At 66.3% G+C, this 14,231-nt stretch carries 9 protein-coding genes and 1 rRNA gene; 5 read left to right on the top strand and 5 right to left on the bottom strand.

Going from position 1 to position 14,231, the window contains the following annotated elements:
• Positions 1 to 134: 134 nt before the first annotated feature.
• Both A6745_RS08735 and A6745_RS08730 read right to left on the bottom strand, forming a co-directional pair.
• Positions 135 to 1,703, bottom strand: a complete 1,569-nt coding sequence (locus A6745_RS08735) for a gamma-glutamyltransferase family protein (protein WP_066125924.1) — start codon at positions 1,701 to 1,703, stop codon at positions 135 to 137.
• A gap of 175 nt (positions 1,704 to 1,878) precedes the next feature.
• The gene (locus tag A6745_RS08730) at positions 1,879 to 2,169 is read right to left on the bottom strand and encodes an antibiotic biosynthesis monooxygenase family protein (protein WP_066125922.1); all 291 of its coding nucleotides are present in this window, start codon (positions 2,167 to 2,169) and stop codon (positions 1,879 to 1,881) included.
• Positions 2,170 to 2,306: 137 nt separating this feature from the next.
• Here A6745_RS08730 and A6745_RS08725 point away from each other — a divergent pair, with 137 nt between their 5' ends.
• From A6745_RS08725 to A6745_RS08715, 3 genes are all read left to right on the top strand, one after another.
• Positions 2,307 to 2,603 (top strand): YciI-like protein, encoded by a 297-nt coding sequence (locus A6745_RS08725; protein WP_066125919.1) that lies wholly within the window; start codon positions 2,307 to 2,309, stop codon positions 2,601 to 2,603.
• A gap of 6 nt (positions 2,604 to 2,609) precedes the next feature.
• Positions 2,610 to 3,506, top strand: a complete 897-nt coding sequence (locus A6745_RS08720; RefSeq protein ID WP_066125917.1) for an EamA family transporter — start codon at positions 2,610 to 2,612, stop codon at positions 3,504 to 3,506.
• A 260-nt stretch (positions 3,507 to 3,766) separates the two neighbouring features.
• Positions 3,767 to 5,416 carry a putative bifunctional diguanylate cyclase/phosphodiesterase gene (locus A6745_RS08715; RefSeq protein ID WP_197488127.1) on the top strand — a complete coding sequence of 550 codons (1,650 nt, stop codon included), beginning with the start codon at positions 3,767 to 3,769 and terminating at the stop codon, positions 5,414 to 5,416.
• Between the two features lies 1 nt (position 5,417).
• On the opposite strand, the gene A6745_RS08710 is transcribed toward A6745_RS08715, so the two are convergent.
• The 3 genes from A6745_RS08710 to A6745_RS08700 all read right to left on the bottom strand — a co-directional run bounded on the left by A6745_RS08710 (position 5,418) and on the right by A6745_RS08700 (position 11,571).
• Entirely contained in the window at positions 5,418 to 7,907 is a 2,490-nt protein-coding gene (locus tag A6745_RS08710) for a DUF3772 domain-containing protein (RefSeq protein WP_066125914.1), read from the bottom strand.
• Positions 7,908 to 8,223: 316 nt separating this feature from the next.
• A complete protein-coding gene (locus A6745_RS08705) occupies positions 8,224 to 10,287 on the bottom strand; it encodes an alkaline phosphatase D family protein (protein WP_066125912.1) in 2,064 nt (687 codons plus the stop codon).
• A gap of 375 nt (positions 10,288 to 10,662) precedes the next feature.
• Positions 10,663 to 11,571, bottom strand: coding sequence for a LysR substrate-binding domain-containing protein (locus A6745_RS08700; RefSeq protein WP_066125909.1), 909 nt, complete (start codon positions 11,569 to 11,571; stop codon positions 10,663 to 10,665).
• 96 nt (positions 11,572 to 11,667) lie between these two features.
• On the opposite strand from A6745_RS08700, the gene A6745_RS08695 reads away from it, so the two are divergent.
• Together A6745_RS08695 and A6745_RS08690 are read left to right on the top strand one after the other, a co-directional pair.
• Positions 11,668 to 11,934, top strand: a complete 267-nt coding sequence (locus tag A6745_RS08695; protein ID WP_066125907.1) for a hypothetical protein — start codon at positions 11,668 to 11,670, stop codon at positions 11,932 to 11,934.
• Between the two features lie 942 nt (positions 11,935 to 12,876).
• Positions 12,877 to 14,231, top strand: a 16S ribosomal RNA gene (locus tag A6745_RS08690); the annotation flags it as partial.

Raw genomic sequence — 14,231 nt, 5'->3', positions numbered from 1 at the left:
CTGCCTGCGGCGTTGCGCGCGCGACGCCCTGACCGCACCGCACAGCGCCGCACCGCACCGCACAGCGCCGCACCGCATCGCACAGCGCCGCGCCGCATCGCCACGCGGCAGGCAGGCGCCACGCGCCTCGCGTGCTACCAGCCCACGGCCGCGCCGTCGCTGCGCGGATCGCTGCCGCCTTCCAGCAGGCCATCGGCATGGCGCACGATCGCGCCGGCGTGGCCCATGGTCTCGTCGTAGGCCTGCAGCACCTCCACCGGATGGCCCAGCGCGCGCAGCGTCTGGACAGTGTCCGGCGGGAACCGCGACTCCAGCTTCAGCGTTTCGCTGCTGTTGCCCCAGGTGCGTCCCAGCAGCCAGCGCGGCGCGTCGATGGCGGCCTGCGGGTTCATGCCGAAATGCGCGATGCGATTGAACACGGCCGCTTGCGATTGCGGCTGGCCGTCGCCGCCCATATTGCCGTAGACCATCGTGCGTCCGTCCGAGAAGCGGGCCAGCGCGGGGTTCAGGGTATGGAAGGGCTTGCGGCGCGGCATCAGCGGATTGCGCGATTGCGGATCCAGCGAGAAGCTGCAGCCGCGGTTCTGCCACTGCAGGCCCGAATGCTCCAGCACCACGCCGCTGCCGAACTCGTGATAAATGCTCTGGATGAAGCTGACCGCCACGCCGTCGGCGTCGATCACGCCCATCCACACCGTGTCGCCCGGCCCCTTGCCGCCCGCCCAGGCGCCAGCCATGCCGGGCCGCACGCGCGCAGCCATCTCGTCCAGGCGCTCGGCGGCCAGCAACTGCTGCGGGTCGATGCTCATGTACGCGGGATCGGTGATGTCGCGGTCGCGGATCGCGAAGGCCTGCTTGGTGGCCTCGACGCAGGCATGCACGAACGGCGCGCCCAGCGGGTCCATGCCGTCTTCCAGCAGGCGGTCGAGCTGGCCCAGGATCAGCAGCGACACCAGCCCCTGCGTGGGCGGCGGCATGTTGTACACCGTGCCCAGCGAGTGCGCCAGCGTCAGCGGCGTCTTCCAGACGGCCTGGTGCGATTGCAGGTCGGACAGCCGCAAGGGGCTGCCCACGCGCTCCAGGTCGCCAGCGATGCTGTGCGCCAGGTCGCCCTGATAGAAATCGTCCAGGCCCCGCATCGCCAGCTGCAGCAGCGTGGCGGCCAGGCGCGGCTGGCAAAAGCGGCTGCCGATGGCGGGCACTTCGCCATCAGGCAGGAAGGTCTGCGCGAAACCCGGCACGTCGGCCAGCTCGTCGCGCTTGGCGGCAATGCAGGCGGACAGGCTGCGCGACACCGGGATGCCGTCGCGCGCATAGCCGATGGCGTCTTCCAGCAGGCGCGCCACCGGCATGCGGCCGCGCAGTTCCTGGCGCGACCAGGTGTAGGCCGCGTCCCACCCGGACACGGTGCCGGCCACCGTGTTGGCCGCCAGCCCGCCGCGGAACGGAATGCGGTCCAGGCCGCGCGCCCGGTACGAATCGATGCTGGCGGCGCCCGCCGCCGCGCCACAGGCCTCCAGGCCCAGCGGTGCATGGCCCGGCCGGCTGATCAGCCAGAAGCCGTCGCCGCCCAGGCTGTTCATGTGCGGATAGACCGCGGCGATGGTCGCCGCAGCCGCGATCATCGCCTCGACGGCGTTGCCGCCTTCACGCAATACAGCCAGCGCGCTTTGCGAGGCCAGGGCATTGGGGGCGGTCGCCATGCCGCGCGTGCCGCGGGCGGGATGAGAGGGATGCTGCACGGAGTAGCCTCAAGGAAGGCGCCCGGCCAGGGCGCGGGAATCGGTGATGGGACCGCGCCATTGTAGGTCGCGGCCCGCAGGTCTCCGAGCGGCGCGGATCGCGCGCCGGCGCTTCGGTGGCCTGGCCGTTGCGGCCTTACACCACCTGCTGTTCGTGATGCACGTCCGGGGGCGACTCGAAATACGGTCCCACCAGCTTGCGCCATTCCTGGAAATCGTCCGACTGGCGGAAGTCCACCATGTGGTGGTCCACGGTTTCCCAGTCGACCACCAGGGTGTAGCGCTGCGGATTCTCGATACTGCGATACAGCTGCATGCCATGGCAGCCTTTTGCGCGCAGGAACAGCGGCTTGGCCTGCGCCACGCCGGCCTCGAATTCGGCCTCCTTGCCTGCCTGCACGCGGATGCTGGCGATTTCCTGGATCATTCCCTGTCTCCGATGGATGCCGCGTCCACAATGGAGCGGCCAGGACGCCAGTATGGCGCAAGCGGCCCGGCCACGCGATCGTCATGCGTATATGATGATGCGCCTGGGAGGGCCATCGCGGCCTGGGAGTAGACATCATGCATTTCCTGCTTTTCTACGACGTCGTGCCCGATTACGTGGCCCGCCGCGCTGCCTACCGTGAAGAACACCTGGCCCTGGCCCGCCAGGCCGCGCAGCGCGGCGATCTGGTGCTGGCCGGCGCGCTGGCCGATCCCCCCGATGGGGCGGTGCTGCTGTTCCAGGGCGACAGCCCTGCCGCGGCCGAAGCCTTCGCGGCGGCCGACCCCTATGTGCGCGAAGGATTGGTCACGCATTGGCGGGTGCGAACCTGGACGACGGTGGTGGGGGAGGGGGCGGCGCACTCCGTGCCGTAACGTTCCATGCCGTTCTCCCACCTGCTGCTGGCGTTGTCCGTCGTTTTCGTCTGGGGCACGAATTTCGTCGTCATCAAGTGGGGGCTGGACGAATTCCCGTCGTTCCTGTTCTCGGCCCTGCGCTTCCTGTTCTCGGCGCTGCCCTGGGTCTTCCTGGTCAAGCGTCCGGAGGTGCCCTGGACCCGCATGGCGGCCATCGGCACCTTGCTCAGCGTCGGCCAGTTCGGGTTGCTGTACTGGGCCATGCGGCAGGACATCTCGCCGGGCCTGGCCTCGCTGGTCGTGCAGGCGCAGGTCTTCTTCACCATCCTGCTTGCCATGCTGATCGGCGGCGAGCGCCTGCGCATGCTGCAGGGCGCCGCGCTGGTGTTGGCGGTGACGGGCTTTGCGCTGGTGGGTTGGCACAGTGTCGTGGATGCACGGGCGTCCGTCACGCTGGCGGGCCTGGGCATGGTGCTGTGCGCGGCCTTCTGCTGGGGATGCGCCAATACCCTGGTGCGCGGCGCGGGCAAGGTCAACATGCTGGCGCTCACCACCTGGAGCAGCCTGTATGGCACGGCGCCGGTGCTGGCCGTCAGCCTGATGGTCGAGGGGCCGGCCGCCATCGCCCACGCGGTTTCGCATGCCTCGTTCAATGGCTGGATGGCCGTGCTGTGGCAGGGCCTGGGCAACACCACCTTCGCGTTCGGCGCCTGGAACTGGCTGCTGTCGCGCCATCCCGCTTCCACCGTCACGCCGACCGCCCTGCTGGTGCCCGTGCTGGGCATGCTGTCCTCGGCCTGGCTGATGGCCGAGCCGTTGCCGGGCTGGAAGCTCTATGCCGCCGCGCTGGTGCTGGGCGGGCTGGCGCTGAATCTTTACGCGGGCCGCATCGCCGCGCGGCGCGCGCTGCCTCAGGCCTAGGGATTGCCGCCACGGGAGCACGGCTCTGCTCGGCCTGGGGGGCGGCGCCCCGGGGCCATCCCTCAGGCGCCCGGAACATGCGCACGCCGGGCGGATTCCTTCCTGCTGCAACATTCCTGAATTGCCGTACTTCGCGGATTTGACGCTATCCGGCACATAAAATCCGGCATTTGCGCGGCGGATGCCTTGGCGCTCGTGAGTCGATTCGGTATAGTTTCCGAGGAATGGATACGCGGAGCCGCGCAGCAATGGAGACGTTCGTGGATTACGAGAATCTGCTGTCGCGCGCGGCGTGCGGCCTGTTCGAGTGCGAACCCGACGGCACGCTCAGCTATGCCAATCAAGCCTACGCCGATCTCACCGGCCAGGCCATTCCCGACCTGATCGGCAAGCGCTCCTTTCTGTCCCTGCTCGATCCCAATACGCCCGACGTCGGCATGGGCGGCCAGCAAAGCTGGCTCAAGGCGCTGGCGGCCGATCGCCATTTCGAGCAGGAATGCGTCTATCAATGCGGCGACCGGTCGCGCCGCACGGTGTTGCAGGCCATTTCGCCGCTGCGGCAGAATGGCCGGCGGCGCTATGTCGGCGTCACCATGGACGTGTCCAGCCGGGCGGCCGAGAGCCGCAACGCCTGGTACGCCTCGCATCACGATGCATCCACGCGCCTGCCCAACCTGTTTCTGTTCGAAGAGCGCCTGGCCCTGCTGCTGCGCCGGCGTCCCGTCGCGGTGATGTCGCTGGGCCTGGACGACGTCGGCACGCTGCCGCGCGCCAGCGGCCTGCCCGAGTGGGAGAACGCGGTATTGGCCGTGGCCGACCGGCTGCGCACTTTCAGCGGGTACGACGGCGTGGTGTCCCACCTGGGGGCGGGCGAATTCCTGATGGTGCTGGACGCCGGCGATCCCGCCGTGCCCACGGCCCAGGCCATGCTCAAGCGTGTCAGCGAACCCTTGCAGGTCAGCGGCCGCGTGGCCTATCCGCGCGCCAGCGCCGGCCTCTACGAACACCAGGGCGGGGGTGATACCGCCTGCGCGCACGATCTCATCCGGCGCGCGCACCTGGCGCTGTCGCATGCCCGCCAGGGCGGCGGCAACAGCCTGCGGGTCTTCGAACCCAAGATGGAGAGCGCGCTCAGCGACCGCTGGGCCCTGGCCAGCGACCTGGCCGCCGCCGTGAATGCGCACAGCCTGTATCTCGATTACCAGCCCGAATTCGATCTGATGGACGGCCGCTTGCGCGTGGCCGAGGCCCTGGTTCGCTGGCGCCATCCGGCGCGCGGGCAGGTCAGCCCCGCGGAATTCATACCGGTGGCCGAAACCGCCGGCCTGATGGAAGTGCTGGGGGCCTGGGTGCTCGAAACGGCATGCCGTTTCGGCCGCATGCTGCAGACGCGCTACGAAGACCCGCCGCGCGTGGCGGTCAACGTGTCGCCGGTCCAGTTCCGCCGCCCCGATTTCGCCGATGCAGTCGTCGACGTCCTGGTGCGTACCGAGTTGGCGCCCGAGTTGCTCGAACTCGAGATCACCGAGGGCGTGCTGATGGAAGGCAGCAAGGAGATCGATACCACCTTGCAACGCCTGCACGCGATGGGAGTCAGCGTCGTGCTGGACGACTTCGGCACGGGCTTCTCGTCGCTGGGCTATCTGGCGCGCTATCCGGTCGATCGCCTGAAGATCGACCAGTCCTTCGTGCGCAAGCTGCCCGATGACGCGCGCAGCCTGGCGATCGTCACCGCGGTCATCGGCATGGCCCGCGCCTTGAAGATCGAGATCACCGCCGAAGGCATCGAGCACGAGGCGCAGGCCGAGGTGCTGCGCAGCCTGGGCTGCACGCTGGGGCAGGGCTTCGGCCTGTCGCGGCCCATGGCCGAGCGCGCGCTGGTCAACATGCTCAAGCCGCGCTTCGGCTGATTCAGCCCTTGGCGGGCGTGGGGGGCGGGTCCTCGGGCATGGGCGCATCCTGCGGGGGCGCCACCGCGGTGCTCTCCGGCGGAACCAGGGGTTCGTGCGGAGCCGGCGCCGTCTCGCGCAGCAGCATCGTGGTCTGCGGCGACATTTCCAGCCCGGCCTCGGCCAGGCGCTGCAGGATCTCGAACAGCAGCTTGCTGCGCGTCACATAGGCGGCGCGCGGCGAGCTGACGTAGCCCACGGCGTTGAACATCAGGCGATCGCCCTCGATGCCGTCCAGGTACACGTCGGCCGCGGGCGTCTCCAGGATTTCCTCACGCTCGGCGAAGGCGGACAGCATCAGGTCGCGCACCTCGGCCGGATGCGTGGCCAGCGGCATCGGCAGGCGGATCTGCACGCGGCCCAGCGGATTCGAGTGTGTGACGTTGCGCACCGTCTTGGTGATGAATTCCGAGTTCGGCACGATCACCGTGGACCGGTCCGCCATCTGGATCTCCGTGGCGCGCACGTTGATGCGCTGGATGTCGCCTTCGATGCCGCCCAGCGACACCCAGTCGCCCACGCGCACCGGCCGCTCGGCCAGCAGGATCAGGCCCGACACGAAGTTCTGCACCACCGCCTGCAGGCCGAAACCGATACCCACCGACAGCGCGGACGCGATCCACGCCACGCGTTCCAGTCCCAGGCCCAGCACCGACAGCGACAGCGACACGGCGAACACGATGCCCGCGTAGCCGAACAGCGTGGCCGCCGACGTCTGCATGCCGGGATCGAAATTGGTGGTGGGCAGGTAGCGGTCGGTCAGCCAGCGCTTGAGCACGCGCACGGCCAGGATGCCCAACGCCAGCGACAGCAGGGCCTGCAGCAAGGAGCCGGGCTTCAACTGGATCTCGCCGATCTGCAGTCCGCGGTGCAGCAGGTCCAGCCGATGTACCAGCTCGTCGGGACCTTCGCCGAAGGGGCTGGCCAGCAGCACCGCCGCCACCATCAGCACCGCGATGCGGCTCGCGCCCGACAGCAGCACGGCTGCCTGCTGGCGCAACCGCGACTGCGGCGTCTTCTCATCGACATAGCGGCCGGCCAGCAGCGTGGTGCAGCCGTCTTCCAGCAATACCGAGAGCAAGTAGGCGGACGACACCACGATCAGCGCCCACAGGCCCTGGCCGATCATGAAGGTGCCCAAGGCCGCGTAGCCGATCAGGATGCCGCCCAGGCTGACGATCAGCGCCAGCCAGGCCAGGTTGACGAGGATGCCCACCCAGAACGGGCGCGGCGGCACCGGCTGGCCGGCATCGGCGCCTGCGTCGGCCGAGGCGGCCGCCTCGGCGATGGCGGCGGCGCGGCGGCGGCGTTCGCCGCGCATCAGCGCCACGGCCAGCACGCCGCCCAGCGCCAGGGCCGTCAGGCCGTTCAAGGCGATGGTGGCGGTCAGGCTGATGTTGAGCAGGGCGGGCAGCCGCTGCGACAGCCACATCAGCACCGCCAGGATGGCCAGGCTGCTGGGCAGCCAGCGCAATCCTTCGGCCACGGCATCGGGCAACGGCAGCAGGCGCCATGACGGGCGGCTGGCCGACAGCAGCGCGTAGCCCAGGCCGCCGATGTAGCCCGCCAGGCAGACGATGCCCACCATGTCGCCCAGCAGGGCCTGGATGTCATCTTCCAGCGACCCGCTCCAGGTCAGGGCGATGCTGATCAGGCTCGCGACCGCGCCCGGCACCGCGGCGCCCAGCAGCGCCAGCGCGGCGGCGAGGAACGAGCGGCGCAGGCGGCCCGGCGGCACGCGGGTGCTGGTCAACCGAAGCAGCCGTTCGCGCAGCCAGCGACGCAGCGCCAGCAGTCCGGCCAGCATGATCGCCAGCGCGATCCAGGCCCAGGCGGGCGTCTCGCTCATGCCGGCCAGCAGGTCACGGCCCAGGTCGCCCACGCGGCGCAGGTCGCGCGGCGCCTCGTTGCGCAATTCGCGCCAGAAGGTGGCGGACAGAAACGTGCCGCGCCGCTCGCCCAGTCTTTCCTGGAACTGCGTGCGGCGCATGGCGGAGATGCGCTCCGCCGTCTGGCTCGCCTCGACCGACAACAGGCGCGCCAGCTTGACCTGGGCGTCGACACTGCTGCTGGATTTCTCCAACTGGCGGCGCTGCTCGGCGACGTCGGGCGCCTCCTTCGCGTCCTCGGATACCGGGCCCAACTGGTTCAGCCGGGCGGTGACGTCGGCCAGGCGCGGGGCCAGCGACTCGGCCAGGGCATCCGCCTGGGATTGCACCTGCTGCACGTCGCCGCGCCACTTTTCCAGGTCGCTGTCGACAGGCTTGCCGTCCAGGCCCTTGCGGATGGCGTCGATACGCTCGCGCGCCTGGGACAGCCTGGAGTCGGCATCCTGCGCGGCGTCGGGTTGCGCCTGGACGGCGCCCGCGGCCATCAGGGCCGCCAGTGCCAGCAGGCAGCACAGCATCCAGCCGCGCAGGCGGCCGGCATAGATGAAATTCTTGGACTTCATGCGCACACGGCGTTCATCTCTCGGGAGCGGGCAGCATAGCAAGTCTGCCCAGGGCGGGTGCGACAAAATCTGTCGGGGAAGGAATCGTCTGATCGGTGCGGGCGATGCGCGCCCCGCACGCGTCCCAGAACGCTCATCGCGCGACCGATGCCGGTATCGGGTATCGATCCGCCACGGGAGCGTGACGTGCCTGGCGCGCCGGGCCAGCAGCAAAAAAGCCGTCCACGTCGGCCGTCCGATCCCGAAACACGTGCGGAAGCCTGTTTCGGCGGAGGCAGAGCGCGGACGGCCTTTTGGCCGCCTGGACAGCCGGTGCCTAGATCGGCGAGACCACGGTCACGTTCGGGTCGCCGGCGGCCACGGTCAGCACCTGTTGGCTGGCCACCGCGGGCGAGGCGGGGGCCTTGTCGCCGTCCAGCGGCTTGAGCTTCTTGAAGATGCAGGACAGGCTGCTTTCCGTCAGCGAGACCACCGCGTAGCCTTGCGCGTTGGTGTCGACGTACTTCATCCAATTGCCATTGAACTGGTTCAGCGTGGTGTTGAACGTGTTGGTGACCACGCCGCCCGACTCCGAGTAGATCAGCGGCTTCGCGGCGGCGAACGCCGGGTTGGTGTCGACCACGCTCTTGAAATAGCTGAAGAAGGAGTTGCTGGACACCCCTGCCGTCACCAGGTCGACCATCACGGGTTCGAGGTCGGCGGTCGCCACGTCGTAGTCGGCCATGACCGAGCCGGCGAAAAAGGCGTGGATGTCGCCGGTCAAGGCCACCACGTTCTGGATGCCGTTGTTCAGCAGATGCGCCATCAGGTCCTTGCGTTCGGCGTTGTAGCCATCCCACTGGTCGACGTTCAGCAGGTATTCGTCCAGCAGCATCGAGGGGGGCAACTGGCTGTTCAGCGAGTCCTTGATGGCCGAGATGGCCGGCCCGGGCAGGCTGGCCGGCGCGGCGGCCAGCACAGCCTCAAGGTTGTCGTAGTCGGTGACCGGCGGGGCGGACGGGCTGGGTTTGGCCGCGGCGGTCAGGTCCTGGATCAGGGCGATCGTGGCGGCCTGCAGCGGCACCGTCGGAAACGATGCCACGATGCCTTGCGCCAGCAGGCTGGCCACGGCCTGCGTGCCATCGAATTGCATGCGCAGCAGCGAGACTTCATTGCCCCACAGTTTCCAGGTGGCGGTGCTGTTCTGCATCTGGCGCTTCCACCAGGCGCGTTGCGTATCGCTCAGCATGGAAACCGGCGTCAGCGCCCCGCCCGCGGCGGTGATCTTCTGTCCTTCCAGGGCGGCCAGCGTGGCCTTGGGCACGAAGTACCGGCTGCCGATCTCGCTGCCGGCCGCCGTTTCCGGGATGACGTGATCCGCGCGGTACAGGCGCTGGTCGGTCATCACCAGCGAGGCCAGCTTGCCGAAGCGGAACGCGCGGTAGATCTGGATGTTGTTGAAAGAGGGATTGTTCAGGTCCAGGCTGACGTCGGCCGGCATGAACTCGAACCAGGCCTGGTTGGCGCTGCGGCGGCGCGCGGTGCGCGGCGTTTCGTCGTCGCCCACTTCGTACGTCTGGCGATCCTGCCAGCAGTCGTCCGAGAACTCATGGTCGTCCCAGATCGCGATCATGGGGAAGCGCGCGTGCAGCGCCTGCAGGCGCGGATCGGAACGGTAGCTGCGGTACAGCGTGCGGTAGTCGGCCAGCGTGGTCGCGTAGGTGGCGCCGTCCGAGCGCAGCGTGCCGTCGGGCAGCGTCAGCGGGCCATGGGCGCTTTCCACCACGCCCGACTGGAAGCCCGCGTCCACGGTCTCGTACACGTAGTCGCCCAGGTGCACGATGAAATCCAGGTCTTCCTTCACCAGCTCGTCGAAGGCGGCCCAGTGGTTCACGCTCCAGTCCTGACAGGAGATGAAGGCGAAACGCAGTTCGTCGACCGAGGCGGCCTCGGCGGGCGCGGTGCGCGTGCGGCCGACGGTGCTGACGGTCTCGCCCACGGTGAAGCGGTAGTAATAGGTCGTGCCGGCCAGCAGGTTGGTGATCTTGTGGCGGACGGTGTGGTCCCAGTCGGGCTCGGCGCTGATCGTGGCGTCGGTCAGGTTCACCTTCTGGGCGAAGGCTTCGTCGTAGGCCAGTTCCACCCTTACCGGCACGGCATTCTGCGCATCGCCTTCGATGCGGGTCCACAGCACGATGCTGTCCGGACGCGGATCGCCCGAGGCCACGCCTTGCGGGAAGCTGTAGGTGATGGACCCGTTGGCGGGGGGCGTCTGGCCGCCCGATTCGCCGCCGCCTTCATTGCCGTCGTCGTCATTGCTGCCGCCGCAACCTGCCAGGGTGGTCGTGGCGACGGAAACGGTGAGGAAGCTGCCCCATTTCAGGAATTTTCTGCGGTCCATGAATATGCGTCCGGTATGTGGTCGATGCAGACAGGCGGTGCGTGGATGACGGCGGTGCTGTCTGTTTGGCGTAATAAGTCGTAAGCGCGCTTATTACCGCATCGGGCCATTGCATCGGCGTGACAGATCGGGGGACGGACTGGCCGGCGGCCGCGCACACGCCGTCCTCATCGTCGATACGCAACGCCGCGTGCTGGGATGGGTGTCGCAGACCGATCTGCCGGGACCGTTGGGCAAGGCGCATCCGGCGGTGCCGGCGAGTCGACCGGCGTGCCTGCACCGCCGGCCGCGTCCGCTTCCGCGTTCTTCCCTGCGCGGCTCATGGGACCGGTAGCCGGCCGAACGGGGCGCGCCGCCTGCCGTGGTGCGGCATCATCATCGCGCGTCCACGCGTGCTTGGGCCGCCCGCAATTCGTCGCGCAGCCAGGCGCGCAACGCCAGCAACGGCGGCCAGTCGCGCAGCTCCGGCCGATACACCAGGTGATAGGTCTGCGTGTCCTCATAATGAATGGACAGCGGCGAGATGCGCTCCAGCCGGTGTTCCACCAGCGCGTCGGCGGCCAGCAGCTCGCGTGTCAGCGCCAGTCCGAGTTCCTGTTCCGCGGCTTGCAGCAACAGGCCCGCATCGTTGAACACCGCCACGGGGGTCACACGCGTACGGACGCCGGCGGCCTGGAACCAGGCCTGCCAGAGGTCCCTGTCCCCCAGCAGGGGCTCGCGTGTGAGGACCTCGGGCGATGCCTCGCGCAACCGTTGCGCGGCGCCGGGCGATCCCACCACCACCCAGGGCAACGGCGCTTCCAATAGCGGCTCGGACTCCAGGCCCGGCCACGGGCCTCGGCCATAGCGCAAGGCGGCGTGCAGTCCCGCGCGAGGCAGGTCCACCACGTTCTGCGAGGCCTCGATCTCCAGCGCAAGATGAGGATGCCGGGCGCGCCAACTGGCCATGCGCGGCAGCAGCCACCGCTGCGCGAAAGACGGCAGCACGGTCACGCGCAAGCGCTGTTCCGTTCCGCTGGCCGCGGCGGCGGCCGCCTGCACCCCGTCTTCCAGCATGGCGAGCGCGGGGCCCACGCCGCGCAGCAGGGCCTGGCCCGCAGCATTCAACACAATGCCGCGTCCACGCCGGTCGAACAACTCGAATCCCAGTTGGGTCTCCAGGGTGCGGATCTGCTGGCTGACCGCGCTGTGCGTCAGATGCAGTTGGGCTGCCGCTGCCCTCAGGTTCTGCAATTCCGCCGCACAGCGGAAGACGGGCAACGTATTCAGGGGAAGTCGGCTCATATTGGTAAGAAAAATCGACCGGAATGGGTGAAATATATCGATTTTCGCGGTGCTTTTGGGTGGATATCCTGACCATATATTGACCTGGAGCGCACCATGCCCCTCGATGCCCACAGCCCGCCTTTACCGTCTACCCCATCAGCCCTGTCGCAGGGCACCGTCGTCAAAGGCCGGTGGCGCCGGCTCCTCGACTGGTTTCGTCGGGTGCGCGCGGAGGAATCCGTGCTGCCGCCAGAAGGCGAAATCCTGCATATGGACGACTGGATGTTGAAAGACATCGGCGCATCCGCTCACGTCCGGGACATGGCGGCGCAGACGCGCGCCCGTCATTCGCGCGGCCCATGGGATGTGCATACTTGGTAGGCCTGCGATGGGTCAGGAAGTCTCTATAGGGGGAGGGGCAGCGTATAGGGGGAGGGCAGCGGCCGTTGCTGGACTGCCTGGACGATCCCCTTCCAATTTGCATTCTTCAAAATGCCCGTGCTATAGTTGCTGGCTCGGCAGTTGAAACGTTCTACGCATTAGCGACGACGCGGTAGATGCCGAGGGGTAGGAAAAAGCAGGGCAGTGAAGAAAAGTCTGGTCAGTGCGTTGTTTTGCCTGGGGTTTGGGCGAAGCAGCTGCCGAGGTGGTTCCGGAGCTTGGCGCGTAAGGCGCGGCGGAGGAATCCCGGTCAACGAGAGGTTGGTTGGCTGCAAACGGTGGCGAAGCGGATTGATTTGACACGCTGAAAAAACTTCTTCATAATCCCGTCCCTCTGTTGCCGAAACTGCGGCGAGACGAAGTGAAGAAAGTTAGGTCAAGTGGTTGTTTTCTGAGGGCTTTTTGCAGAAAACGCGCTTATCCGGGGTGGTTCTGAGGTGTGGCGCCAAGCGCGGCTGAGGAATCCCGATCGACGAATAAGTTGATCGAAAAACGGAGAGGCGAAACGAACTGACTTGACAGCGTCAAAAAACTTCTTCATAATCTCGTTTCTCTGCTGCTGACACAGCGGCGGACGACGCAAGGCAAGCAGTAGGCAGGACAAGATTAGCAAGGCGGCGTGACACGGAAGTTGCACGGCGCTGATAGTAAAAGCAGTTCGCAGTACCGCTCTTTAACAACTGAACAACCGATAAGTGTGGGCGCTTGATGCGTGTGCATGGTGCGGTTTGCGTTTACGCAGATTCGCGCCGAAGCAAAAGTATCATCAAGCGCTTACACAATTGAAGTAAGGTTTTTTAAACCTCACTTCCTTTGAATAAGCTAGCGAACGCATCTTGGGTTGAGTCTTAGGATGAGATTCAAGGTGCACAAACAGAGATTGAACTGAAGAGTTTGATCCTGGCTCAGATTGAACGCTGGCGGGATGCCTTACACATGCAAGTCGAACGGCAGCACGGACTTCGGTCTGGTGGCGAGTGGCGAACGGGTGAGTAATGTATCGGAACGTACCCAGTAGCGGGGGATAACTACGCGAAAGCGTAGCTAATACCGCATACGTCCTACGGGAGAAAGCGGGGGACCTTCGGGCCTCGCACTATTGGAGCGGCCGATATCGGATTAGCTAGTTGGTGGGGTAAAGGCCTACCAAGGCGACGATCCGTAGCTGGTTTGAGAGGACGACCAGCCACACTGGGACTGAGACACGGCCCAGACTCCTACGGGAGGCAGCAGTGGGGAATTTTGGACAATGGGGGCAACCCTGATCCAGCCATCCCGCGTGTGCGATGAAGGCCTTCGGGTTGTAAAGCACTTTTGGCAGGAAAGAAACGGTTCCGGATAATACCTGGAGCAACTGACGGTACCTGCAGAATAAGCACCGGCTAACTACGTGCCAGCAGCCGCGGTAATACGTAGGGTGCAAGCGTTAATCGGAATTACTGGGCGTAAAGCGTGCGCAGGCGGTTCGGAAAGAAAGATGTGAAATCCCAGAGCTTAACTTTGGAACTGCATTTTTAACTACCGGGCTAGAGTGTGTCAGAGGGAGGTGGAATTCCGCGTGTAGCAGTGAAATGCGTAGATATGCGGAGGAACACCGATGGCGAAGGCAGCCTCCTGGGACAACACTGACGCTCATGCACGAAAGCGTGGGGAGCAAACAGGATTAGATACCCTGGTAGTCCACGCCCTAAACGATGTCAACTAGCTGTTGGGGACTTCGGTCCTTGGTAGCGCAGCTAACGCGTGAAGTTGACCGCCTGGGGAGTACGGTCGCAAGATTAAAACTCAAAGGAATTGACGGGGACCCGCACAAGCGGTGGATGATGTGGATTAATTCGATGCAACGCGAAAAACCTTACCTACCCTTGACATGTCTAGAAGGCCGAAGAGATTTGGCTGTGCTCGCAAGAGAACTGGAACACAGGTGCTGCATGGCTGTCGTCAGCTCGTGTCGTGAGATGTTGGGTTAAGTCCCGCAACGAGCGCAACCCTTGTCATTAGTTGCTACGAAAGGGCACTCTAATGAGACTGCCGGTGACAAACCGGAGGAAGGTGGGGATGACGTCAAGTCCTCATGGCCCTTATGGGTAGGGCTTCACACGTCATACAATGGTCGGGACAGAGGGCTGCCAACCCGCGAGGGGGAGCCAATCCCAGAAACCCGATCGTAGTCCGGATCGCAGTCTGCAACTCGACTGCGTGAAGTCGGAATCGCTAGTAATCGCGGATCAGCATGT

This window comes from Bordetella ansorpii (genome assembly GCF_900078705.1).
GTDB lineage: Bacteria > Pseudomonadota > Gammaproteobacteria > Burkholderiales > Burkholderiaceae_B > Bordetella > Bordetella ansorpii_A.
This window is presented reverse-complemented; position numbering and strand designations above follow the sequence as displayed.